This window comes from Streptomyces sp. NPDC059452 (assembly GCF_042750035.1).
Taxonomy (GTDB): domain Bacteria; phylum Actinomycetota; class Actinomycetes; order Streptomycetales; family Streptomycetaceae; genus Streptomyces.
In genome coordinates this window covers 147,290-170,299 of record NZ_JBHYVE010000017.1, presented here as the reverse complement: position 1 = coordinate 170,299, position 23,010 = coordinate 147,290, and the positions used below count along the sequence as shown (strand labels likewise).

Sequence of the window (23,010 nt, the reverse complement as noted above, 5' to 3'; positions counted from 1 at the left end):
CGGCGCTCTGTGCCATCATGCGGACGCGTCCCGGGGGAGTGGGCCGCGGTTCACTGATCGCCGGGGGGCTGGGAATGGGCACGGGTACGGAGCCGGACGGTTCGTCCAGGTCGGACGAGGAGTGGGAGCGGTTCCTGCGCGAGTCGGTGGCGGGTGCCGCCGACGCGCCCAAGGAGCCGTCGGCGCGCGCCCGTGAGGTGACGAGGCGGCTGCGTGCGGAGCCCGGCCGTGAACCGGAGGGCTGGCGCAGCTACACGCTCGCGAGGCCCAAGCGGCGCACGGGCTGGTACGTGGCCGGGCTGCTGGCCTCGTTGGTGCTGCTGGTGGTGGCACTCGCGCCGGAGCGGACCGTGGGCCTGTTCACCGGCGCCGACTCCCCGCCGCCGACGGCCGAGACCGCCCGCCCGACCCAGGCACCCCCGGCGGAGGCGGCCCGGCGCCCCACCGTGGAGGAGCCGTTCCGAGGCTCCCCGGCGGTGAATTGGGCGAGCGGAGCGGCGGGGATCACCGTGCCGGAGGCCGGGGCGGTCGGCTGGATGAGCGCGGCCGAGGTCGGGCGGGCCCTCGCCCGCAGCCGGGACTTCCTCGTCGCGTCCGGCCTGGACCGCGAGGTGCTGCGGGGCGAGCGCCCCGAGAAGGCGATCGCACTGATCAACCCGCACCAGAAGGACGTCCAGGACCTTCTGCGCACCGCTTTCCGAACCCCGAGCGAGGAGAGCGACCCGCTTCTTCTCTTCAGCCGCTTCCAGCCCTCCCGCACCCAGCTGGTGGGCGATGTCGTGAAGACCCGGGGCAGGCTCACCTACCGGGAGGGCGAGCGCGGCGCGCTCCAGGTGACCGCCGACGTCACCTTCGTCTACCCGGTCACCCGCGCGGACGGTGGTGGTGACGGTGACGACGAGATCGTGCGCACGATCGTCCGGCGCGAGCTGGTCCTGAGCTGGGACGACCCCGGCAAAGTGATCACCGAGCCGGGCACGTTCTCGATCGTCTCGTACGCGTACGACGTGACCAACGGCGGCTGCGGAGCTCCTACGGGCTACTTCACCCCGCCCTTCGGCACGGACCGCCGGGCGGACGGGGCCGACGAGGAGATCGACCCGTACGACCGCAGCGGGCCGGTCGGGCGGGGCGAGTCCTCCGGGGACGCGTGCGCGAGGGCGACGCGGTCCTAGGGCGGTCCTGGTGGTGATACTCGGCGGCTCCCCCCCCGGCCCCGAGGGCTTCGCATCAGGGCGACCGGGCCTCGCCGTTCCGACCTGCCAGGCCCGCCGTTCCCGTCGGCCGGGCCCCGCGTGGTGCGCTTGACATCAAAATCGAACATCCATTCTCATGGATTTCGGCCGGGTTTTTCCGGGCCCGACCGTGGAGTTGTCCACAGGCCGGGAGGACGTCGAGGCCCATTGTCAGTGGCAGGGGTTAGCGTCTTTGACGTGAAGCGATCGACTCAAGCAAATCGGGTGGAACCCATGGCAGGAACCGACCGCGAGAAGGCGTTGGACGCCGCACTCGCACAGATTGAACGACAGTTCGGCAAGGGCGCGGTGATGCGCCTCGGTGAGCGGCCCAACGAGCCCATCGAGGTCATCCCCACGGGATCGACCGCCCTCGACGTCGCCCTCGGCGTCGGCGGTCTGCCGCGCGGCCGTGTGGTGGAGGTGTACGGGCCGGAGTCCTCCGGCAAGACGACGCTGACGCTGCACGCCGTGGCGAACGCGCAGAAGCTCGGCGGCTCGGTGGCGTTCATCGATGCCGAGCACGCTCTCGACCCGGAGTACGCCAAGAAGCTCGGCGTCGACATCGACAGCCTCATCCTGTCCCAGCCGGACAACGGCGAGCAGGCGCTGGAGATCGTCGACATGCTGGTCCGTTCCGGCGCCCTGGACCTGATCGTGATCGACTCCGTCGCGGCCCTGGTGCCCCGTGCGGAGATCGAGGGCGAGATGGGTGACTCGCACGTGGGTCTCCAGGCCCGTCTGATGAGCCAGGCCCTCCGCAAGATCACCAGTGCGCTGAACCAGTCCAAGACGACGGCGATCTTCATCAACCAGCTCCGCGAGAAGATCGGCGTGATGTTCGGCTCGCCGGAGACCACGACCGGTGGCCGGGCGCTGAAGTTCTACGCCTCGGTGCGCCTCGACATCCGGCGGATCGAGACGCTGAAGGACGGGACCGACGCGGTCGGCAACCGGACGCGCGTCAAGGTCGTCAAGAACAAGGTCGCCCCGCCGTTCAAGCAGGCGGAGTTCGACATCCTCTACGGCCAGGGCATCAGCCGTGAGGGCGGGCTGATCGACATGGGCGTGGAGCACGGCTTCGTCCGCAAGGCCGGCGCCTGGTACACGTACGAGGGCGACCAGCTCGGCCAGGGCAAGGAGAACGCCCGAAACTTCCTCAAGGACAACCCCGACCTCGCCAACGAGATCGAGAAGAAGATCCTGGAGAAGCTGGGTGTCGGCGTCCGGCCGGACGCCGAGTCCGCCGAGCAGGCCGCGGAAGGGGCGGCGACCGCGGGAGCAGCGGCGGACGGTGCGGCGAAGCCGGTGACCGCCGCGGCCACCAAGGCGAAGCCGGCCAAGACCGCGGCGGCCAAGAGCTAGGCCGTGACGCGTCGTACGGAGTGGCCGGACAGCCCCATGGAGCCCGGCGCGGCCCTCGAATCCGACGGCGGACCCACCGACGGGTCCGCCTACGAGCCGGGGGCCGGGCGCGGGGCGCGGTCCGGGCGCCGCTCGCGCGGGGCAGCGGGCACGGGCGCCGGGTTCGGCGAAGGGGCGGGCCGCCGCGCCCGCTCCGGCACCAGGAGCAGCGGCTCCCCTTCCTCGTCGAGGGCCGAGCAGGGGGAGCCGCGTGACCAGCGTGACAAGGGGGAGCCTCGCGATCCGGTCGAGCAGGCGCGCAACATCTGTCTGCGCCTGCTCACCGGGACGCCGAGAACGCGCAAGCAGCTCGCGGACGCCCTGCGCAAGCGGGAGATCCCGGACGAGGCCGCCGAGGAAGTCCTCTCGCGCTTCGAGGACGTCGGGCTGATCGATGACGCGGCCTTCGCCGGGGCATGGGTGGAGTCCCGGCACCACGGCCGGGGGCTCGCGCGCCGCGCCCTCGTCCGTGAGCTGCGTACGAAGGGCGTCGACCCGGCCGTGATCGACGACGCGGTCGGGCAGCTCGACGCTGACCAGGAGGAGGAGACGGCCCGGGAGCTGGTGGCCCGCAAGCTCCGCTCCACCCGGGGCCTGGACCGGGACAAGCGGCTGCGCCGCCTGGCCGGGATGCTCGCCCGCAAGGGGTATGGGGAGGGCATGGCCCTGCGGGTGGTGCGCCAGGCGCTGGAGGAGGAGGGCGAGGACACGGAGGGACTGGACGAGCCGTTCTGAGGCGAACGATGAGCCGGTGCGACGAGAGTGACGAGCGGTTCCGACGGGGGCGATGAGCGTTCCGAGGGGAACGCCGAGCCCTTCCTATGGGCACGCGGAGGCCTATGGGTATGCGGGGGAGCGGCCGGGACTCCGCTGGTCAGTGTCCGGCCAAGGCGGCGCGGCGGGCGGCTCCGTCGACGAGGGCCAGCGCATCGGCGGCGGTGCGGCCCGGGAGGCGGTTCCAGGGGCCGATCAGCCCCGGCCACCCCTGGGAGCGGAGCTCGGTGATCAGCCAGGCACCGGCCCGGTCCACGGTGGCGGGGGAGCCGTAGCCGAGCCGGTGCGCGGTGAGCAGGGCGCCACAGACACAGCGGGCGCCACGGGCGTCACGCAGCCGGTACGGGGTGTTCTGCCAGCCCCACTCGGTCAGGATCCGCCGTGCGTAGCCGAGGTGGACGGAGGGCCTCACATCGGCCTGCCCGATCCGCCGCCAGGCATGGAAACGGTCGGGGAGTACGGCGCCGAGTCGGCCGGGGAGCGGGCGCTCAGCCGGAGGCGGTGCGGACAGCGCCCGCAGTGAGTCGTCGATGAGCTGTCCGACGGGGACGGACAGCAGGCTCCGCCAGTCGGCAGGGTGGTCCAGTGCCGAGGCCGTGGGCTGGTCGGGGGCCGCCTCCGTGCGTACCGCAGGGGAGGGCTCGGGGGCGGTGCTCTCCCACCCCGAGACGATCTGCTGCCACGCCTGTGTGTCGTGCAGCCGGGACGCCTGGGCGTCGAGCTGGTCGGGGGTGAGGACAGTGATCGCCATAAGTGCGTCATCTCCGTACATTTCGACCTCGGTATGAGGCGAATGTCGGTCGCGCACGGCGATGGCTCTACTGGAATGCGGCGTTCGGGTGTGTCCCGTTCAGAAATGGACCTCAGAAACGGAGCTCGGAAACGGAGCTCGGAAACGGAGCTCGGAAACGAGCGAGCGAGGGGGTGGCCACGTCACGCCCGTGGTCGCCCCCTCCCTCACAAGCCCGGCATCAGTCGTCGGCCTCGGTGGCTTCGTCGGCCGGGAGCACCGGGAGTCCTGCCGAGCGCCAGGCCTGGAAGCCACCGATCAGATCGGTGGACCGGTGCAGCCCGAGCCGGCGGAGCGATGCCACCGCGAGGCTGGAGGCGTACCCCTCGTTGCAGATGACGACCACCGGGAGATCGTGGCTCACCGCCTCGGCGGCCCGGTGGCTGCCCTGCGGATCGAGCCGCCACTCCAGCTCGTTGCGCTCCACGACCAGCGCGCCGGGGATGAGCCCGTCCCGGTCCCGGAGGGCCGCGTACCGGATGTCCACCAGCAGCGCCCCGTCCGTCGCCGCCGCGGCGGCCTCGTCCGGCCCGATCCGCTCGTAACCGGCCCGGACCCGCTCCAGCAGCTCGTCGATCCCGACCCGTTCCGTGGCGCCCACGCCCTCGGCCCCGCCCCGGTCGCCGCCGCTCACTGCCAGTCCTCCGGGCGCTCCGTCTGCTCCAGGCGGAGCACCGCCCCGGTGCGGCTGAACCGGCGGATCAGCGGCAGCGGCGGGTAGTACGCGTGGACGGAGACGGCGTGCACGCTGTCGGACTCGTTGAGCACCTCGTGCACATGGTTCTGTCCGAAGGCCCGCCCCTGACCGGCCGCCAGCTCCCGGGACCGGTCCACCCCGTCGTTCAGCTCCAGGGTCTTCCAGCCGTCGGTGGGCAGCCGCACCGCCAGCGAGTGCTCCTTGAGGGTGCCGGCCGCGGTGGTGAAGGCGCCGACCGAGTCCGCGTGGTCGTGCCAGCCCGTCCCGGACCCCGGCGGCCAGCCGATCAGCCAGGCCTCGCTGCCACCGGGGCCGTCGAGCCGGACCCAGGTGCGGCCCTCCGGATCGAGCGGGAGGGAGGCGATGAGCTCGATGTTCTCCGCCGTGCGGCGTACGAAGTCGAGCAGCTCCGCGACCGACGGACCGGAGGCGGCGGTCCGGGCGGAGCCGACCCGCGCGGAGACAGGCGGACGCGCGGAGTCAGAGGGACCGGAGCCAGCGGGATCGGAGACGGCCGGGGCGTCGGACACGGCCGGAGCGGTGGGGGAAGGTACGGAAGCAGCCGTCGGTACGGCAGGGGAGGGGGAAGACACAGGGACCGTCCTGAGAGTTCGCGCGAGATCCCGGCCGTGCGAAGAGCGGCACGGACCGGCAGAAGAGGGCGATTCAGCAGGACGGACGACACACGCAGCCCGCGTAACGGACGAGGTCCATATGGACCCTCCGCCACAGGCGCACATCGGTGTCGGTCATGATCTGGAGTACACCATGCGCGCCCGTGACGGTCAATTGATCCCGGCGGTCCGGTCGGCGTGGACCCGGTCGTGCGGCTCGCGCACGCGCGCCGCACCCCGCTCCTTCCCGCCCCTCTTCCTGTCTCCGCTCTCCCCGTTGCCGCTTTCCCTGTTGCCGCTCTTCCCGTCCCCGCTCTCCGCCTCCCCGTGCTCCGTGGAGCCGGTTCCGGACTCGGATCCGGCCCGGGGTGCGCTGCCGAGGGCCGCCCGCGCCGCCGCGAGCAGCTCGGCGGGCCGTACGCCGGTGAAGGCGGCCACCAGGTGCCCGTCGGGCCGCACCAGCAGGACGGTGTGGGCCGACGCGCCCGGGTAGCTCTCCGTGACCAGCAGCTCCGCCGCGACCGGCAGCGCCTCCACGGCGTCCACGAGGCGCGGCATGATCCCGGCGGTCAGCCAGTGCCGCCGGTCCCACACCCCGGTCCCGGGCGCCACCAGGATCACCAGCGGATGCCCCTGCCCGAGCCGCTCCCGGAGCCGTACCGCCGTCCCGTCCGGTGCCGTCACCCGTACATCGGTGACCGGCGCACCGGGGGGCGTACCCACCGTCGTGTGCGCCTCGGCGTGCGGTGGTGCGAGGGGTGAGTGCGAGTACGAAGGGGGCGCACCCAGGGCTCCGCGGCCCAGGTGGCCGTCGGCGAGCAGGGTGTCGTGGCCCCGGGCCGCGCCCGGTACCAGCGTCCGCAGCCCCCCGCCGCCCCGCAGTATCGGCAGGGACTGGTCGGCGGCGCGCAGCCGGGCGGCCACCGCGGCCCGGCGTTCGGCCTGGTAGCTGTCGAGCAGCAGGTCGGCGCCGCCGTGGTGCCAGGCGTGGGCGAGCTTCCAGGCCAGGTTCTCGGCGTCCCTGATCCCCTCGTCCAGGCCCTGGGTGCCGAGCGCCCCCAGCAGATGGGCCGCGTCGCCCGCCAGGAAGGCCCGCCGCACCCGTCGGCGCCGGGCGAGGCGGTGGTGCAGCGTGTGGACGCCGGTGTCGAGGAGCTCGTACGGCGGGGTCTCGCCGCACCAGCCGGCCAGGGTGTCCCGGATGCGGGTGATCAGGGCGTCCGGGGTGACCAGCTCGCCGCGCGGCGGCAGCAGCCAGTCCAGCCGCCAGACCCCGTCCGGCAGCGGCCGCGCACAGACCTCTGCGCCCCCGGTGCGCCACGGCGGCTGCCGGTGCAGCACGGCCTCACCCGGCCAGGGCAGTTCGGCCCGCAGCGCGGCGACGGCGTGCCGTTCCACCGCCGTACGGCCGGGGAACCTGATGTCCAGCAGCTTGCGCACGGTCGACCGGGCGCCGTCGCAGCCGACCAGATAGCTGCCGCGCCACCAGGTCGAACCGGGCTCCTTGGTGTGGACCGTGACGCCGTCGGGGTCCTGCTCCAGGGTGTCGACGCGGCTGAGCGGGACCAGCTTCACCAGGGGCGCCGCCGCGACCGCCGCGCGCAGGGCCTCCGCCAGCGCGTGCTGCGGGATGTGAAGGGGCGCCGGGTGGAGCGGGGCGTCCTCGCCACCGAAGCCGCCGAAGCCGCCGGAGTCACCGAAGCGACCGGCGTCACCGAAGCCGCTGGAGTCAGCGAAGCGACCGAAGTCACCGGCGTCACCGGAACCGTCACCGACGCCACCGGAGCCCGTACCCAACGGCACGTCACGGACCAGCTGCTTCCTGCGCATCGAGCGCCACCCGCTCCACCGCAGCCCGTCCTTCTCCAGGTGGGCGGCGCCCAGGCGCTCCACCAGGTCGGCGGTGTCCTCACGCAGCACGACCGTGCGGGCGAGACGTACTTCCTCCGTCCCGGGCCCCTCGTCGAGGAGCACGCTCGGGACGCCCTGGGCGGCGAGGGCCAGCGACAGCGTCAGACCGACGGGTCCGGCGCCGACGACGATCACCGGGTCCACGGCGCGTGTCCTCCGGCCCGTACGGTCATGCGGAACGTGGCAGTGGAAGCCGGGTGCGTGATCACAGAACGTATGCAACCCATTGGGGGTGCTTGCGTCAAGTGACCGAGGCAGCGACGCGTGCGCCGCTGCCTCGAATGCTTCCGCCGGGAAAGACCCGTGGAGGTCAGTCCTTCGTCACTCCGGCCCCACCGGCACCGTCGATCCCGGTGCCTGCGCCCCCTGCGCCCCCCACGCCCGGGCCGAAGGTGCCGGCCGTCGCGTCGATGGTTCCGGGGGCCTGGACGGCCGGCGCCACCGCGATGCCGGTCTTGGCGCGGCGGCCGCGCTTCTCGATCCAGGTCGCCAGCGACGAGAGCAGCAGACACAGCACGATGTAGATCGTGCCGATGACGGCGATCGTCGAGACGTACGGGTACTGCTCGTTCACCAGCGTGTTGGAGGCGATCAGACGCGCGGTCTGGAGCAGCTCCGGGTACAGGATGATGAAGCCGAGCGAGGTGTCCTTGAGGGTCACCACGAGCTGGCTGATGATCGTCGGCAGCATGGACCGGACGGCCTGCGGCATCAGGACGGTGACCATGACCTGGGTCTTGCGCATGCCGAGCGCGTACGCGGCCTCGCTCTGCCCCCGGGGGACGGCGTTGACACCGGCCCGCAGCACCTCGGCCTGGACACAGCCGTTGTAGATCGACAGGCCCGCCGCCAGCGCCCACATCGAGTGGTCGGTGAGGAAGCCGACCCAGATGGCGTAGATCGTGATCAGCAGCGGGAGCGAGCGGAACAGCTCGATGAAGGTGGTCGCCGCCCAGCGGACCGGTTTGTGGTCGGAGAGGCGTCCCACCGCGAGCAGCACACCGAGGACGAGCGAGCCGATCGCGGCCAGACCGAACGCCTTGAGCGTGGCGACGAGCGCGTCGGCGATGTTCTGCCGGATGCCCGCGTAGTTGAAGATGTCCCACATCTCGGGGGCCAGATGGCCCTTGTCGGCCAGCCGCAGCAGGCTGATGCCGATCAGCGCCGCGATGGCGAGGGTGCCGATGACGGCGTAGATCCGGTTGCGGACGAGAGCCTTGGGGCCCGGGGCGTCGTAGAGAACGCTGGCGCTCATCGGGCGACCTCCATGCGACGCTCCAGCAGCCGGAAGAGGCCGCTGATGGTAAACGTGACGACCAGGTAGCCGAGGGCCACCCAGATGAAGACGGGGACGATCGCGTAACCCTTGTCGCTCATCAGCTTCTGCCAGCCGAAGAGCTCGGCGACGCTGAAGGCACCGGCGATCGCGGAGTTCTTGGTGAGCGCGATGAAGATGCTGCTCAGCGGGGCGATGACGGTCCTCGTGGCCTGGGGGAGCACCACGATGCGCAGGGTCTGGGCGAACGTCATGCCGATCGAACGCGCGGCCTCGGCCTGTCCCAGTGGCACGGTGTTGATGCCGGAGCGGACCGCCTCGCAGACGAACGCGGAGGTGTAGAAGCCGAGGGCCAGCGAGCCGAGCACGAAGGGGCTCATCCCCGGGAAGAGGATCTCCGGGACGACGAAGAAGAAGATCAGGAAGAGCAGCGTCAGCGGGGTGTTGCGCATCAGCGTCACCCAGGCGGTGCCGAAGTACCGCAGCGGCGGCACCGGCGAGACCCGGAATCCGGCGATGATCACACCGAGGACCAGGGCGATAACCGAGCTGACGGCGGTGATCGACACGGTTCCTATGAAGCCGTCGCGGAACTCTGGGAAATTGTCGAGCAGTACGTTCATGAGGTCTCCGCGTCGGCGGTCAGCGGCATCAGGGCAGGGGAAGGGGCGCCCCGTACGCCCGCCGCGCCCCTGAGGAGCGGCGGCGGCGTACGGGACGCCTGAGTCACACGCGGTGCGTCAGTGACGGGATGTCGGCCGTGGGACGGCCGACGGCGTCAGTAGCGCTCGAGCGCCGGCGGCTCGACGAAGTCCGAGCCGGACAGGCCCAGCGTCGCCTCGTAGATCTTCTTGTACGTGCCGTCCTTGATCCGGTTCTCCAGCGAGGTGGTGATGGCCTCGCGCAGCACCTTGTCGTCCTTGTCCAGGCCGACACCGTAGGGCTCTTCGGTGAACGGCTTGCCGACGACCTTGAGCTTGCCGGAGTTGGCGGCGGCGTAACCCTTGAGGATCGAGTCGTCCGTGGTGACGGCGTCGACCTGCTTGGTCAGCAACTGCTGCACGCAGTCGGAGTACTTGGCCAGCTCGACGACGCTCGCGCCGTACTCGGGCTTCTTGATCTCCTGGAGCGGCGTGGAACCGACGATCGAGCAGACCTTCTTGCCCTTCACCGAGTCCTTGCCGGTGATCGAGTCGTCGTCCTTGCGCACCAGGAGGTCCGCGCCGGCCTTGTAGTACGGACCGGCGAAGCCGACCTGCTTCTTGCGCTCGTCGTTGATCGTGTACGTGCCGACGTAGTAGTCGACCTGGGCCTTGGAGATGGCCGTCTCGCGGACGCCGGAGTCGACGGTCTTCCACTCGATCTGCTGCTCCGAGAAGCCGAGGTCCGCCGCGATCATCTTGGCGATCTCGATGTCGAAGCCGGAGCGCTCCCTGGTCGACTGGTCCTCGAAGCCGAGGTAGGGCTGGTCGGCCTTGGCACCGATGATCAGCTTGCCGCGCTGCTTCGCGTTCTTGAAGACCGGCGAGTCCAGAGCGACATCCTTGGCGGGGGCGTACTTGGGCAGCGCGGGGGCCTCGGCGCCGTCCTTGGCGCCGCCCGGTTTGTCACCGGCGGAACCCTCCTTGCCGCCACACGCGGTCGCGGTCAGGGCGAGGACGGCGATGGCCGCGACAGCGGCCGACTTGCGGAGCTTCATGTGAGTTTCCTTATGCCGTAGGGCGTTGTCGTCAGTCGTCGGTCGTCGGACGTCAGTGGTGAAGGACCGACGTCAGTGGTGAAGGATCTTCGACAGGAAGTCCTTGGCCCGGTCGCTGCGCGGATTGCTGAAGAACTGCTCGGGCGTGGCCTCTTCGACGATCTTTCCGTCCGCCATGAACACCACGCGGTTGGCGGCCGAACGGGCAAAGCCCATCTCGTGGGTGACGACGATCATCGTCATCCCGTCCCGGGCCAGCTGCTGCATGACTTCGAGAACCTCGTTGATCATCTCCGGGTCGAGAGCCGACGTGGGCTCGTCGAAGAGCATGACCTTCGGGTCCATCGCCAACGCCCGCGCGATCGCGACGCGTTGCTGCTGGCCACCGGAGAGCTGTGCCGGGTACTTGTCGGCCTGCACGCCGACGCCGACCCGGTCGAGCAGGGCCCGGGCCTTCTTCTCGGCGTCCTTCCGGTCGGCCTTGCGGACCTTGGTCTGGCCCAGCACGACGTTCTCCAGCACCGTCTTGTGTGCGAAGAGATTGAACGACTGGAAGACCATGCCCACGTCGGCGCGCAACCGGGCCAGCTCCTTGCCCTCCTGGGGCAGGGGCTTGCCGTCGATCGAGATCGCGCCCGAATCGATCGTCTCCAAGCGGTTGATCGTGCGGCACAGCGTGGACTTCCCGGACCCGGAGGGCCCGATGACGACCACGACCTCGCCACGGGCGATGGTCAGGTCGATGTCCTGGAGCACATGCAGCGCGCCGAAGTGCTTGTTGACGTTGCTCAGTACGACAAGGTCGTCTTCCGCGGGCGCGGCGTCCTCGGCGGCCTTGGTCACTGAAACTCCGCTCATCGGCTTTTTGCTCCGTCCTCCTCGGGTTCCAAGGACACTAATGACGCAGTGCGACCAGCGTCATTACATCTGAGCGGAAATTGAGCATAACGATCCGGCGGCAACCGGACACTCCGCGTGAAGGGGACGCCACGAGGGGTGCTGGGGCGTACCGGGTGCATAACGGAAACCCCGCTGTAACCGGCAGCCTCTTGACTGGCCCACCGGTCATCGGCGTGGATGCCCTGTGCGGGGAAAGAACATGAAGCACCGCTGAACGGAACGTTTCCCCGAGGATCTTCCGTATGAAGCGGGATGAAACACCAGGTATCGCCCCGTGACGCTGTGCAACGGTGGATTGAACGAGATCGGTTACGTGAACGAGTCCGGGAAGCCCGACGGCCCGGGGAGACCCCCACGGCCCGGGGAGACGGAGAGGAGGGCCATGAGACTGCTGCTCGTCGAGGACGACGACCATGTCGCGGCGGCCCTGTCCGCCGTGCTCGCCCGGCACGGGTTCCAGGTCGTGCACGCCCGCAACGGCGAGGAGGCCCTGCGCGCGCTGCTGCCCGCCGAGAAGGAGCCCTTCGGGGTGATCCTCCTCGACCTGGGCCTGCCCGACCAGGACGGCTACGAGGTCTGCGGCAAGATCCGCAAGCGCACCGCGACCCCGGTGATCATGGTGACCGCCCGCGCCGACGTGCGCTCGCGCATCCACGGACTCAACCTCGGCGCCGACGACTACGTCGTGAAGCCCTACGACACCGGCGAACTGCTCGCCCGCATCCACGCGGTGGCCCGGCGCACCACCAGCGGTGAGGACACCGCCCCGACCCCCGTCGCCGGGCTGCGCCTGGGCCCCGTCCACATAGAGCTGCCCACCCGGCGCGTCAGCGTCGACGGCTCCGAAGTCCAGCTCACCCGCAAGGAGTTCGACCTCCTGGCGCTCCTCGCACAGCGCCCCGGCGTGGTCTTCCGCCGCGAACAGATCATCAGCGAGGTCTGGCGCACCAGCTGGGAGGGGACCGGGCGCACGCTGGAGGTGCACGTCGCCTCCCTGCGCTCCAAGCTGCGGCTGCCCGCCCTCATCGAGACCGTGCGGGGCGTCGGCTACCGGCTCGTCCCGCCGTCCGCGTAACGGGCGGGTACGTCCCCGGTGCGCACCCGTCTCCTTCCGCTGCTCATCACCCTGATGGCGGCCGTCCTGCTCACCCTCGGCCTCCCGCTCGCGGTGAGCGTGGCCGCCGCCGAGCAGCAGCGCCTGGTCATCGACCGGATCGACGACACCGCCCGCTTCGCGGCCCTGGCCCAGTCCATCACCGACACCGTCCCGGCCGACGACGAGCGCCGTCAGACGCTCGCCACCGACCTGGAGGTCTACGCCTCCGTGTACGGCATCCGGGCCGGTGTCTTCCACCGCAACGACGATGCCCTGGCCAAGGCTCCGGAGAGCTGGACGCTGCCCGACGCGGGGGAGGGGCGCACGGCCTTCAACGAGGCGCTGCTCGGCCGCCGTTCGCACGATCCCCCGCAGGTCTGGCCCTGGCAGCGGGGCCGTGTCGTCGTCGCCTCGCCCGTCGTGCGCGACGGTGACGTCGTCGCCGTGGTCGTCATCGACTCGCCCACCGACGAGATGCGCTCCCGGATCCTGCGGACCTGGCTGCTGATCGGGCTCGGCGAGGCTCTCGCCATGCTGGTCGCGGTCGGCGCCGCCGTCCGGCTCACCGGCTGGGTGCTGCTGCCGGTACGGGTCCTGGACGCGGCCACCCACGACATCGCCGTCGGCCGGATGCGCTCGCGGGTCGCCGCCGCCGGCGGTCCGCCCGAACTGCGGCGGCTGGCCCGGTCCTTCAACGAGATGGCCGACAACGTCGAGGACGTACTGGAACAGCAGCGCGCCTTCGTCGCCGACGCCTCGCACCAGCTGCGCAACCCGCTCGCCGCGCTGCTGCTGCGCATCGAGCTCCTCGCCCTGGAGCTGCCCGAGGGCAACGAGGAGATCGCCGCCGTACGCACCGAGGGCAAGCGGCTGGCCCGGGTGCTGGACGACCTCCTCGACCTGGCGCTGGCCGAGCACGCCGAGGCGGACCTCCAGCTGATCGACATCGTCCCGCTCACCGCCGAGCGCGTCGCCTCCTGGCGCCCGATGGCGGACGGCAAGGGCGTGCGTCTGATCCACGACGGGGCCCCGGCCGCCACCGCCTGGGCCGACCCCGTCGCGCTCTCCAGCGCGCTGGACGCGGTCATCGACAACGCCCTGAAGTTCACGCCGGCCGGAGAGGACGTACGGGTCACGGTCACCCCGGGAGTCACCGCGACGACCGTGGTGGTCGCCGACCGGGGGCCCGGCCTCACCGAACAGGAGCTGGAACGCGTCGGGGACCGTTTCTGGCGCTCCACCCGCCATCAGAACGTGAGCGGATCGGGCCTGGGGCTCTCCATCTCGCGCGTGCTGCTCGCGGCGGGCGGCGGCTCGATCACGTACGAGAGCCACGAGCCGCACGGCCTGCGGGTCACGGTCTCGGTGCCGCGCGAACTGCGGCACACTCCCTGAGCGTCGCGGCCGCCGTCCTCATGAGGGGACCGGATCAGGGCTAGGCCGAACGGTGGCAGAGCCTGGTCAGGGCTTGACCGAGCGGTAGTAGCGCTTGGCGCCGTCGTGCACGGCCAGCGGGTCCGTGTAGATCGCCGTCCGCAGGTCCACCAGCTGCGCCGCGTGCACCTCGCGGCCGATCCGGTCCCGGCTGTTGATCACGGTCCGGGTGAAGGCCTCGGTCATGGCCGGATCCGTACGGTCCGTGGTGATGAGCAGATTGGCGACGGCGACCGTGGCGACCGACTCGCCCTGCTGGGCGTGGCGATAGGCGTCGGCGGGCATCAGGGCCGACCGGTAGTAGCGGGCGGAACCGCCCTCCGCCTGGAGCTTCTTGATCAGGGAGGCCTCCAGCGGGATCAGCCGGACCGGGTACCGCTCCGACAGCTTCTGCACCGCCCCCGTCGGCAGCCCGCCGGACCAGAAGAAGGCGTCGAGCTCCCTGTCGACCAGCCGGTCCGGCATGGTGTCGATGCCCGCCGACACCGCCGTCACGTCCTGCGAGGGGTCGATGCCCGCGGCCTTCATGAGGCGGTCCGCGACCAGCCGCACCCCGGAGCCTTCCTGGCCGACGCCGACCCGCTTGCCCCGCAGATCGGCCACCTTGCCGATGTCGGAGCCGCGCGGGACGACCAGCTGGACGTAGTCGTCGTACAGCCGCACCATGCCCCGCAGCCGGTGCGCGCCGGGCCTGCCGTCCCGCAGGTAGGTGGCCACGGCGTCGGCGGTGGCGATGGTGAAGTCCGCCTCTCCCGCCGCCACCCGCGCGAGGTTCTGTTGGGACCCCTCGCTGTTGCGGAGCCTTATGGAGACCTCCGGCATGTCCTTGGCAAGGGCGCCTTCCAGCCGTTCCCCGTACCGCTGGTAGACACCGCTCGGCACCCCCGTGGAGAAGGTCAGCGTCCCGCTCGGGGTCCGTTCGCCCAGGGGAAGGAGCCACCACGCGAGCAGCCCGAGCGCGACCGCGAGCACGGCGCCCGTCTGCAGGGCGCGGCGTCGGCCGAATCGGGACGGAGCGTGGCGCATGCGCGCGATCCTGCCAGCTCACCGCGGTCCTGACCAGGCCCGGCCGCGAGGGCGGACCGGGCACGCGAAGGGTGTGTCCGGCAACCGCCTACCCTGGTCACATGAGCAGCGGCAACCGGAGCGAAGAAGCAGTGGACGTCCAGAAGAGCTACGAGGTGCGCACCTACGGGTGCCAGATGAACGTCCACGACTCCGAACGGTTGTCGGGTCTCCTGGAGGACGCCGGTTACGTACGCGCCCCCGAAGGCGCCGACGGCGACGCCGACGTCGTCGTCTTCAACACCTGCGCGGTGCGCGAGAACGCCGACAACAAGCTCTACGGCAACCTCGGCCGGCTCGCCCCGATGAAGACCAAGCGCCCCGGGATGCAGATCGCCGTCGGCGGCTGCCTCGCCCAGAAGGACCGCGACACCATCGTCAAACGTGCCCCCTGGGTGGACGTCGTCTTCGGTACGCACAACATCGGCAAGCTGCCGGTCCTCCTGGAGCGCGCCCGCATCCAGGAGGAGGCGCAGATCGAGATCGCCGAATCCCTGGAGGCCTTCCCCTCCACGCTCCCCACCCGCCGCGAGTCCGCCTACGCCGCGTGGGTCTCCATCTCCGTGGGCTGCAACAACACCTGTACCTTCTGCATCGTCCCGGCGCTGCGCGGCAAGGAGAAGGACCGCCGCACCGGCGACATCCTGGCCGAGATCGAGGCCCTGGTCGGTGAGGGCGTGTCCGAGATCACCCTGCTCGGCCAGAACGTCAACGCGTACGGCTCCGACATCGGCGACCGCGAGGCCTTCTCCAAGCTGCTGCGCGCCTGCGGGAAGATCGAGGGCCTGGAGCGCGTCCGCTTCACCTCGCCGCACCCCCGCGACTTCACCGACGACGTCATCGCCGCCATGGCCGAGACGCCCAACGTGATGCCTCAGCTCCACATGCCGATGCAGTCCGGCTCCGACCGCGTACTGAAGGCGATGCGTCGCTCCTACCGTCAGGAGCGCTTCCTCGGCATCATCGAGAAGGTGCGCGCCGCGATGCCGGACGCCGCCATCTCCACCGACATCATCGTGGGCTTCCCCGGCGAGACCGAGGAGGACTTCGAACAGACGATGCACGCGGTCCGCGAGGCCCGTTTCGCCAACGCGTTCACCTTCCAGTACTCCAAGCGCCCCGGGACCCCGGCCGCCGACATGGACGGGCAGATCCCCAAGGAGGTCGTGCAGGAGCGGTACATGCGGCTGTCCGCCCTCCAGGAGCAGATCTCCTGGGACGAGAACAAGAAGCAGGTCGGCCGCACCCTGGAGGTCATGGTCGCCGAGGGCGAGGGCCGCAAGGACGGCGCCACCCACCGCCTCTCCGGCCGCGCCCCCGACAACCGGCTCGTCCACTTCACCAAGCCCGGCCAGGACGTGCGCCCCGGTGACGTGGTGACCGTGGAGATCACCTACGCCGCCCCGCACCACCTGCTCGCCGAGGGCACCCCGCTCGCGGTACGGGCCACCCGCTCGGGCGACGCCTGGGAGAAGCGCACGACGGCCGCCGCCGCCAAGCCGGCCGGAGTGATGCTCGGCCTCCCCACGATCGGCGCCCCGGCCCCGCTCCCGGCCGCTGCGGCACCGGCCTGCGGGATCGGCTGACCGGTACGTACGGCGGCCGGACAAAGCCCGTACGGTGGTCGGCGCCTCGCGGCGGTCGGACGGCCCGTAGGGGCGGGGGACACCCCCGTACGCCGTTGAAGACCGGCCCGTACGGCGGCGGATCGGCCCGTACGGGGTCGACGCGGCCCGTACGACGGTCGCACCGGCCCGTACGACGGTCGCACCGGCCCGTACGACGGCCGCACCGGCCCGCACGGCGGGCGGCGGCTTCGGCGCCCGGGCGGCCCCGGGCAGCCTCCCTCGGGAACGGCCGCACCGCCCCCGCCCAGTACGCTGACCGGCATGCTTGTCGCCGCCGCCGTGTGCCCCTGTCCGCCGCTCCTGGTGCCCGAGGTCGCCGCCGGGGCCGCGCCCGAACTCGACGCCGCACGGGCCGCGTGCCTCGACGCGGTCGGTGTGCTCGCCGCCTCGCGCCCCGATCTGCTCGTGGTCGTGGGCCCGGCGGACGGCCGGTCCGCGGGGAGCTACCCGGCGGGCGCGCACGGCTCCTTCCGGGGCTTCGGCGTCGGCCTCGACGTCACCCTGGGCCCGGTGGGCCGAGCCGCCCCGGGACCGGCCCTGCCGGACTCCCTCGCCGTCGGAGCGTGGCTGCTGGACCGGGCCCGCTGGGCGGGCGCCCCGGGCGCCCAGGTCGAGGGGCTGGCGGTCGACGAACGCCGTCCCGCCGCCGCGTGCGCACGGGCCGGAGAGGAGCTTGCCGCCCGCGTCGGCCGCGTCGCCCTCCTGGTCATGGGCGACGGCAGCGCCTGCCGCACCCTCAAGGCGCCCGGCTACCTGGACGAGCGCGCCGAGCCCTTCGACGCGCGGGCGACCCGGGCACTGGGCTCGGCGGACCTCGACGCGCTCGACGCACTGGACGAGACCCTCGCGTACGACCTGAAGGCGGCCGGCCGGGCCCCCTGGCAGCTGCTCGGCGGCGCCGCGAGGGGAGCGGGCCTCGGCGGCCGGCTCCTGTACGAGGACGCGCCCTACGGGGTCGGCTACACCGTCGCCACCTGGTCCTGAACGGGCCGACGGCGGCACCGGAGCGTTCCGGTTGCCGCCGTCGGGGCCTGCCGCTGTGACGTGAGGTGAGGTCAGGAAGCGGGCGGGGGCGGCGGAGGCGTGGTGCCGGGCGTGCCCCCGTCCTTCTGCCCCAGCTTGTCCACGGCTTCCTTCGCCTTGCGCGTACCGGAATCGATCTTGTCGCTGTACTTGCCCTTGGTCTTCTCGTCGACCGTGCGCGCGGCCTTGTCGAGACCCTGCTCGATCTTGTCCCCGTGCTGCTGCGCGAGGTCGCCGACCTTTGCCTTGGCCGGTCCCAGCTTGGCCTTCAGGTTGTCCAGGAACCCCATTGGGTCACCTTCCGTGCAGTGAGGACGGTCTGCGGGAGCGTTCTCCCGCCCCCATTGTCCGTCACCTGTCCCGTCCCGCCGACTTCACGCGCCGTACGGTGTTCACGCGGGGCCCTCCTCGGCGCCCCCGCGCGTTCGGGAAGGGCCCGGAGGTTTGAAAGACTGTCCCGGTGACCCCTCCCGCTTCAGCCCCCCGCGTCATCACCGTCGTCGGCCCCACCGCGGCCGGCAAATCCGATCTGGGGGTCTTCCTCGCCCGGAGACTCGGCGGTGAGGTGGTCAACGCCGACTCCATGCAGCTTTACCGGGGGATGGACATCGGAACGGCGAAGATGACCCCCGCCGAGCGCGCGGGCGTCCCGCACCATCTGCTGGACATCTGGGACGTCACCGAGGCCGCCAGCGTCGCCGAGTACCAGCGCCTGGCCCGGCTGGAGATCGACCGGCTGCTGGCCCAGGGCCGTACGCCGATCCTGGTCGGCGGCTCCGGGCTGTACGTCAAGGGCGCCATCGACGCCCTGGAGTTCCCCGGTACGGACCCCGAGGTGCGCGCCCGGCTCGAACAGGAGCTGGCCGAGAGGGGCTCCGGCTTCCTGCACCGGCGCCTCGCCGACGCCGACCCCGACGCCGCCCGCTCCATCCTCGCGAGCAACGGCCGCCGTATCGTCCGCGCCCTCGAAGTCATCGAGATCACCGGCAAGCCCTTCACCGCCAACCTCCCCGGCGACGAGCCGGTCTACGACGCCGTGCAGATCGGCGTCGACGTGGACCGCCCCGAGCTGGACGAACGCATCGCCCTGCGCGTCGACCGGATGTGGGAGGCGGGCCTCGTGGCCGAGGTGCGCGAGCTGGAGGCCGTCGGGCTGCGCGACGGCCTGACCGCCTCCCGGGCCCTCGGCTACCAGCAGATCCTCGCGGCGCTCGCGGGGGAGTGCACCGAGGAGGAGGCGCGCGCCGAGACCGTACGCGCCACCAAGCGCTTCGCGCGCCGGCAGGACTCCTGGTTCCGCCGCGACCCGCGCGTCCGGTGGCTGGGCGGCGGACACCGTGACCGGGAGGAACTCCCGCACCGGGCGCTGACGTTGATCGAACGAGCGGTCACAGCCTGATCACGTGATGGCATCGGGACGCTCCGCCCGTCAATTCGGCGCCCGTGGTCGTGCCATCATCGAGCATCGATCCACCAGTGCAGTCCGAGTTGGGAGGGCGCGTGGCGATGGAGGCCGGCCCTCGCGACACGGAGCAGCACGACGTACCGCCACCGCGGCAGACCGCGGGGCGGCTGAGCCCCGACGGGCCCGACGAGCAGGACGTGGCCCCCGAGGTCGAGGTCGAGCTCAGGCCCGCCCGCAGGATGCGGATCTGGCAGCTCGCGCCCATCGTCATGCTGGCCGCCGTCGGTTCCCTGATGTTCGCCTTCCCGCTCGCCTTCGAGTTCGGTGACGGCGGTGCCGTCGTCGCCATGCTCGGGCTCCTGATCAGCTGCTGCGCGGCCGGCTGGGGCATGATGGCCGCCCGCCGCGTCGGCCACACCTGGCCCGGCCTGCCCGCCCGGGGCTCGGGCGACCGCCTCGACTGGCGCGTGATCGCGCTGTACGTCGCCGTGGGCGTCGGACTCGTCGCCCTCGCCGTCTGGCGCGTGGCCCGCCTGCGCTGACGCCCTCGCCCCGGGCGCGGCGCCCCGTGTCCCGGTCCGGTTTCGCGGGGTGTCGGTGGCGGCTCGTACAGTTGGCCTGTGAGCACTTCGCAGATCGCCTTCCTCAAGGGTCACGGCACCGAGAACGACTTCGTGATCGTCCCCGACCCGGACAACGCCCTCGCGCTGCCCGCCTCCGCCGTCGCCCGGATCTGCGACCGCCGGGCCGGTATCGGAGCGGACGGTCTGCTGCACGTCGTGCGCTCCGCCGCCCACCCCGAGGCCCGGGACATGGCCGCCGAGGCCGAGTGGTTCATGGACTACCGCAACGCGGACGGCTCGATCGCCGAGATGTGCGGCAACGGCGTGCGCGTCTTCGCCCACCACCTCCAGCGCGCGGGCCTCGTCGAGCAGGGCGGTCTCGCCGTCGCCACCCGGGGCGGCGTCAAGCAGGTGCACATCGCCAAGGACGGCGACATCACCGTCTCCATGGGGCGCGCGGTGCTGCCCGGGGAGAGCGCCACGGTCGCCGTCGGGGAGCGCAGCTGGCCCGCCCGCAACGTCAACATGGGCAACCCGCACGCCGTCGCCTTCGTCGAGGACCTGGCCCACGCCGGCGACCTCCTCTCCGCCCCTCCGGTCAGCCCCGTGACGGTCTACCCCGACGGCGTCAACGTCGAGTTCGTCGTCGACCGGGGCCCGCGCCACGTCGCCATGCGCGTCCACGAGCGCGGCTCCGGCGAGACCCGCTCCTGTGGGACCGGTGCCTGTGCGGTGGCCGTCGCCACCGCCCGCCGGGACGGCGCGGACCCGGCGGTGACCGGCCTCCCCGCGACGTACCGGGTGGACCTCCCCGGCGGCACCCTCACCATCACCGAGCACCCGGACGGCGCGGTCGACATGACCGGCCCCGCCGTGATCGTCGCGGAGGGCACCATCGACCCGGCCTGGCTCGAAGCGGCGACCGGCTGACGGCCGCCCGCTGCCCGCCGCCCGCAGAACGGTGACCGGCCGCACGCCGCCCGCCGAACGGCCGATCGACCACCTGCCGACCGCCGCCCGCCGAGCCGTGGGACCGGTCACCCGCCGAGGGGTCACCGGCTCACCGCCGACCGGCTCCCGGTTCGAAACCGTGGTCGGTCCGAGCTTCGCTCGAATGGGTGATCCGTTTTACGCTGGGCGAGAGGCGGACTGCGCCACGTGGTGGGGTCGATAGCATCAACCACCGGCCCGGAGAGGCGTCCGCCTCTCCCCACCGCCGGTCGACGTCGCCGGAGGTGCCCCATGAGTGCAGAGGCCGCCGATCCCGCCGCTGTGCCCCGCAGGCGGAGCCGGCCCAGGATCGATCTGCGCAGACTGGGCCGGGTGGCGCTGCTCGGCCCCGTATCCCGCGACCGGCTGCCCGACGCCATCGGCCATGTCGCCGAGGCGCACCGGGCCCACCATCCCGACGCCGACCTGGGCATCCTCCACCGGGCCTACGTCCTCGCGGAGTCCTCGCACCGGGGCCAGATGCGCAAGAGCGGCGAGCCGTACATCACGCACCCGCTGGCCGTCACCCTGATCCTCGCCGAGCTCGGCGCCGAGACCACCACCCTGACCGCCTCCCTCCTCCACGACACCGTCGAGGACACCGAGGTGACGCTCGATCAGGTGCGGGAGCAGTTCGGCGAAGAGGTCTGCTATCTCGTCGACGGCGTCACCAAACTCGAAAAGGTCGACTACGGCGCCGCCGCCGAACCGGAGACCTTCCGCAAGATGCTCGTCGCCACCGGCAACGACGTCCGGGTCATGTCGATCAAACTGGCCGACCGGCTGCACAACATGCGCACCCTCACCGTGATGCGCCCCGAGAAGCAGGCCCGGATCGCCAAGGTCACCCGGGACGTCCTCATCCCGCTGGCCGAACGGCTCGGCGTCCAGGCGCTCAAGACCGAGCTCGAAGACCTGGTCTTCGCGATCCTCGACCCCGAGGAGTACGAGGACACCCGCGCGCTCATCACCGCCGTCACGGGCGGGAGCGACCCCCTGTCCCCCATCGCCGACAGCGTCCGCGCCACCCTGCGGGAGGCGGGCATCGGCGCCGAAGTCCTCATCAGACCGCGCCACTTCGTCTCCGTGCACCGGGTCCGCAGGAAACGCGGCGAGCTGCGCCCCACCGACTTCGGACGGCTGCTCGTCCTGGTCGGCGAGGACGCCGACTGCTACGCCGTCCTCGGTGAGCTGCACACCTGCTTCACTCCGGTGATCTCCGAGTTCAAGGACTTCATCGCCGCCCCCAAGTTCAACCTGTACCAGTCGCTGCACACCGCCGTCGTCGGCCCAGAGGGCGCCGTCGCCGAAGTCCTCATCCGTACGCACCGGATGCACAAGGTCGCCGAGGCGGGCGTGGTCGCCCTGGGCAACCCGTACGCGCACGACGCCACCGCCCCCGCCCACGACGGGACCACCGCTCAACAGACCACCGAACCCTCCGACGAGCGCGCCGACCCGACCCGGCCCGGCTGGCTTTCCCGGCTGCTGGACTGGCAGGAGTCCGCCACCGACCCGGACACCTTCTGGACCACCCTGCGCGCCGACCTCGCCCAGGACCGCGAGATCACCGTCTTCCGCACCGACGGCCGGACCCTCGGCCTGCCCGCCGGGGCGAGCTGCGTCGACGCCGCCTACGCCCAGCACGGGGAGCGGGCGCACGCCTGCATCGGCGCCCGGGTCAACGGCCGCCTCGCCACCCTCTCCACCGTCCTCAGCGACGGCGACACCGTGCAGCTCCTGCTCGCCCAGGACACCGCGTCCGGCCCGTCCCCCGAGTGGCTGGACCACGCCCGCACCCCTGCCGCCCGGATCGCCATCACCGGCTGGCTCTCCGCCCACCCCGACGACCCGGGACCGGAGGCCGGGGGAGCGGACGGCGGCGACGCCCGTACGGAACCGGCCGCCGAGGGCCCGCACTCCACCGCGCCCGCCCGCACCAGGTCCGGGGGCCGCGCCGCCAACGTCGTCGTCGACGGCCCCCAGAGCCCCGCCCGCCTGGCCGGCTGCTGTACGCCGGTGCCCCCGGACGAGGTCGTCGGCTTCGTCGTCCGGGGCGGCGCCGTCACCGTGCACCGTCAGGAGTGTCCCGCCGTCGCCCGGATGCAGGAGATCGGCCGCGCCCCCGTCGCGGCCCGCTGGCGCGACGAGGACGGCTGGAGCGACACCGCCGCCTGCCGCGTCACCCTCGTCGCCGAGTCCTTCGGACGGCCCCGGCTCCTCGCCGATCTCACCGAGGCGATCGCCACGGCCGACGCGGCCATCGTCTCCGCCACCGTGGAGCCGCCCAGCGAGCAGCGCGTCCGGCACACCTACACCCTCCAGCTCCCCGACGCCGCCGGGCTGCCCGCCCTGATGCGGGCCATGCGCGAGGTCGCCGGGGTCTACGACGTCAGCCGCGCCCAGCATCCGGCCGCCACCGGCTGAGCCCGCCCGGGGAGGCCGCCTCGTTCGGGTGGTGCGGCGCGCGGCACCCCCGGGAGAGGGCCCGGCGCTGATAGCGGTA

22 protein-coding genes are annotated in these 23,010 nt (G+C 72.0%); 11 read left to right on the top strand and 11 right to left on the bottom strand.

Annotated elements, in window-relative coordinates:
* The first annotated feature begins 74 nt into the window (after positions 1-74).
* From ACFW9Z_RS22850 to recX, 3 genes are all read left to right on the top strand, one after another.
* Entirely contained in the window at positions 75-1,175 is a 1,101-nt protein-coding gene (locus tag ACFW9Z_RS22850; RefSeq protein WP_384643848.1) for a hypothetical protein, read from the top strand.
* A gap of 294 nt (positions 1,176-1,469) precedes the next feature.
* Positions 1,470-2,600 carry a recombinase RecA gene (gene recA, locus ACFW9Z_RS22845; protein WP_384643846.1) on the top strand — a complete coding sequence of 377 codons (1,131 nt, stop codon included), beginning with the start codon at positions 1,470-1,472 and terminating at the stop codon, positions 2,598-2,600.
* A gap of 3 nt (positions 2,601-2,603) precedes the next feature.
* Positions 2,604-3,374: a recombination regulator RecX gene (gene recX, locus ACFW9Z_RS22840; RefSeq protein WP_384643844.1), complete on the top strand. Its 771-nt coding sequence runs from the start codon at positions 2,604-2,606 to the stop codon at positions 3,372-3,374.
* A 139-nt stretch (positions 3,375-3,513) separates the two neighbouring features.
* Here recX and ACFW9Z_RS22835 read toward each other — a convergent pair whose 3' ends face one another.
* The 9 genes from ACFW9Z_RS22835 to ACFW9Z_RS22795 all read right to left on the bottom strand — a co-directional run bounded on the left by ACFW9Z_RS22835 (position 3,514) and on the right by ACFW9Z_RS22795 (position 11,258).
* On the bottom strand, positions 3,514-4,164 hold the full coding sequence (locus ACFW9Z_RS22835) for a hypothetical protein (protein ID WP_384643842.1): 651 nt from the start codon (positions 4,162-4,164) through the stop codon (positions 3,514-3,516).
* 220 nt (positions 4,165-4,384) lie between these two features.
* Entirely contained in the window at positions 4,385-4,837 is a 453-nt protein-coding gene (locus tag ACFW9Z_RS22830) for a rhodanese-like domain-containing protein (RefSeq protein WP_384643841.1), read from the bottom strand.
* Complete coding sequence (locus tag ACFW9Z_RS22825; RefSeq protein ID WP_384643839.1) at positions 4,834-5,493, bottom strand: cysteine dioxygenase; 660 nt, start codon at positions 5,491-5,493, stop codon at positions 4,834-4,836. The genes ACFW9Z_RS22830 and ACFW9Z_RS22825 overlap by 4 nt, the downstream gene beginning before the upstream one ends.
* A 73-nt stretch (positions 5,494-5,566) precedes the next feature.
* Positions 5,567-5,653, bottom strand: coding sequence for a putative leader peptide (locus ACFW9Z_RS22820; protein WP_311605579.1), 87 nt, complete (start codon positions 5,651-5,653; stop codon positions 5,567-5,569).
* Between the two features lie 32 nt (positions 5,654-5,685).
* Positions 5,686-7,569: an FAD-dependent monooxygenase gene (locus ACFW9Z_RS22815; protein WP_384643837.1), complete on the bottom strand. Its 1,884-nt coding sequence runs from the start codon at positions 7,567-7,569 to the stop codon at positions 5,686-5,688.
* A 166-nt stretch (positions 7,570-7,735) separates the two neighbouring features.
* Entirely contained in the window at positions 7,736-8,680 is a 945-nt protein-coding gene (locus tag ACFW9Z_RS22810) for an amino acid ABC transporter permease (protein WP_384643835.1), read from the bottom strand.
* Positions 8,677-9,324 carry an amino acid ABC transporter permease gene (locus tag ACFW9Z_RS22805; protein WP_384643833.1) on the bottom strand — a complete coding sequence of 216 codons (648 nt, stop codon included), beginning with the start codon at positions 9,322-9,324 and terminating at the stop codon, positions 8,677-8,679. The genes ACFW9Z_RS22810 and ACFW9Z_RS22805 overlap by 4 nt, the downstream gene beginning before the upstream one ends.
* A 155-nt stretch (positions 9,325-9,479) precedes the next feature.
* Complete coding sequence (locus ACFW9Z_RS22800; RefSeq protein ID WP_384643831.1) at positions 9,480-10,400, bottom strand: glutamate ABC transporter substrate-binding protein; 921 nt, start codon at positions 10,398-10,400, stop codon at positions 9,480-9,482.
* Positions 10,401-10,472: 72 nt separating this feature from the next.
* Positions 10,473-11,258, bottom strand: coding sequence for an amino acid ABC transporter ATP-binding protein (locus ACFW9Z_RS22795; protein ID WP_384643829.1), 786 nt, complete (start codon positions 11,256-11,258; stop codon positions 10,473-10,475).
* A 424-nt stretch (positions 11,259-11,682) separates the two neighbouring features.
* Between ACFW9Z_RS22795 and ACFW9Z_RS22790 the strand changes: the two genes are divergently transcribed.
* Together ACFW9Z_RS22790 and ACFW9Z_RS22785 are read left to right on the top strand one after the other, a co-directional pair.
* Entirely contained in the window at positions 11,683-12,375 is a 693-nt protein-coding gene (locus tag ACFW9Z_RS22790; protein WP_384643827.1) for a response regulator transcription factor, read from the top strand.
* Between the two features lie 18 nt (positions 12,376-12,393).
* Positions 12,394-13,791 (top strand): ATP-binding protein, encoded by a 1,398-nt coding sequence (locus ACFW9Z_RS22785; RefSeq protein WP_384643825.1) that lies wholly within the window; start codon positions 12,394-12,396, stop codon positions 13,789-13,791.
* 66 nt (positions 13,792-13,857) lie between these two features.
* On the opposite strand, the gene ACFW9Z_RS22780 is transcribed toward ACFW9Z_RS22785, so the two are convergent.
* Positions 13,858-14,856 (bottom strand): TAXI family TRAP transporter solute-binding subunit, encoded by a 999-nt coding sequence (locus ACFW9Z_RS22780; RefSeq protein WP_384643823.1) that lies wholly within the window; start codon positions 14,854-14,856, stop codon positions 13,858-13,860.
* Positions 14,857-14,957: 101 nt separating this feature from the next.
* On the opposite strand from ACFW9Z_RS22780, the gene miaB reads away from it, so the two are divergent.
* Positions 14,958-16,481 (top strand): tRNA (N6-isopentenyl adenosine(37)-C2)-methylthiotransferase MiaB, encoded by a 1,524-nt coding sequence (gene miaB, locus ACFW9Z_RS22775; RefSeq protein WP_384643822.1) that lies wholly within the window; start codon positions 14,958-14,960, stop codon positions 16,479-16,481.
* A 303-nt stretch (positions 16,482-16,784) separates the two neighbouring features.
* Positions 16,785-17,507, top strand: coding sequence for a class III extradiol dioxygenase subunit B-like domain-containing protein (locus ACFW9Z_RS22770; protein ID WP_384643820.1), 723 nt, complete (start codon positions 16,785-16,787; stop codon positions 17,505-17,507).
* Between the two features lie 71 nt (positions 17,508-17,578).
* Here the strand turns inward: ACFW9Z_RS22770 and ACFW9Z_RS22765 are convergent, their stop codons facing one another.
* Positions 17,579-17,836, bottom strand: coding sequence for an antitoxin (locus ACFW9Z_RS22765; protein WP_384643818.1), 258 nt, complete (start codon positions 17,834-17,836; stop codon positions 17,579-17,581).
* 170 nt (positions 17,837-18,006) lie between these two features.
* On the opposite strand from ACFW9Z_RS22765, the gene miaA reads away from it, so the two are divergent.
* The 4 genes from miaA (at position 18,007) to ACFW9Z_RS22745 (ending at position 22,931) form a co-directional block, all read left to right on the top strand.
* Positions 18,007-18,945 (top strand): tRNA (adenosine(37)-N6)-dimethylallyltransferase MiaA, encoded by a 939-nt coding sequence (miaA, locus tag ACFW9Z_RS22760; protein ID WP_384643816.1) that lies wholly within the window; start codon positions 18,007-18,009, stop codon positions 18,943-18,945.
* A 107-nt stretch (positions 18,946-19,052) separates the two neighbouring features.
* Positions 19,053-19,493, top strand: a complete 441-nt coding sequence (locus tag ACFW9Z_RS22755; RefSeq protein WP_384643877.1) for a hypothetical protein — start codon at positions 19,053-19,055, stop codon at positions 19,491-19,493.
* A gap of 78 nt (positions 19,494-19,571) precedes the next feature.
* The gene (dapF, locus tag ACFW9Z_RS22750) at positions 19,572-20,444 is read left to right on the top strand and encodes a diaminopimelate epimerase (RefSeq protein WP_384643815.1); all 873 of its coding nucleotides are present in this window, start codon (positions 19,572-19,574) and stop codon (positions 20,442-20,444) included.
* Positions 20,445-20,756: 312 nt separating this feature from the next.
* The gene (locus ACFW9Z_RS22745; RefSeq protein WP_384643813.1) at positions 20,757-22,931 is read left to right on the top strand and encodes a RelA/SpoT family protein; all 2,175 of its coding nucleotides are present in this window, start codon (positions 20,757-20,759) and stop codon (positions 22,929-22,931) included.
* Positions 22,932-23,010 lie beyond the last annotated feature (79 nt).